At 57.8% G+C, this 780-nt stretch carries 1 protein-coding gene; it reads left to right on the top strand.

All coding sequences use genetic code 11. The annotated features are described in order from the left end of the window. The coding region (locus tag WNE31_RS18405) for a calcium-binding protein (protein WP_463407448.1) at positions 1-780 on the top strand (780 nt) is incomplete at both ends.

The raw sequence follows: 780 nt of genomic DNA, 5'->3' as shown, positions 1-780 counted from the left end.
GGCCAAGGCGAGCATGTCTCGATCCTCGGCTCGTCGCGCGACGACAGCATCACCGGGACGGTTGCCGATGACAACATCGACGGCGCGGGTGGCAACGACACGTTGACCGGCGGGGATGGCAACGACACGCTGATCAGCGGAGCGGGGAACAATCTGCTGGTCGGTGGTGACGGAAATGCGGATCGGGCGGTGTTCACCCAAGAGCTCTCGCAATTCACTATTACATTGTCGGGCGACGACCTGCTGCTCTCTTTGGGCGGCGACACGACGACGATCAAGGACGATGTCGAATTCATAGAAATGGCGGGTGCTGTCTATACTTACGATCAACTCGCCGCGTCGTTCCAACTGATGCCGGGGGTGATCGAGACCGGATCATACGGCAACGGGTTCGAGGGCAGTCAGGACGGCAATGGTCGCGTGTCGGCAACGTTTACCGGTTTGGGTGCGTTGATGCAGTTGAGCCTTACGGCCTTTGACATCGACAACCCAAACGAGGTCGAAGTTCTGGTCAACGGTTCAAGCATCGGTTTCCTGGACACGGGTGTCAATCAAGGCACCTCTGCGCATGTGCTGGATATTCCCGTCACGTTGCAGACGCTCGGTACGAACACCATTACTTTTGTACAGCAAACGCCGAACTACGTTTGGGGCGTCACGGACCTCCTTATCGAAGCGCCTTATCCGGAGTTGAGTCTCGGTGTCGTGGAGAGCGGCGATTACGGCAACAACTTCAACGGCGTGACGGATACCGATGGCGAGGTGACGTTCACCTTTACC

This window comes from Shimia fortis (assembly GCF_040225985.1).
In the GTDB taxonomy this organism is placed as follows: domain Bacteria; phylum Pseudomonadota; class Alphaproteobacteria; order Rhodobacterales; family Rhodobacteraceae; genus Shimia.
This window is presented reverse-complemented; position numbering and strand designations above follow the sequence as displayed.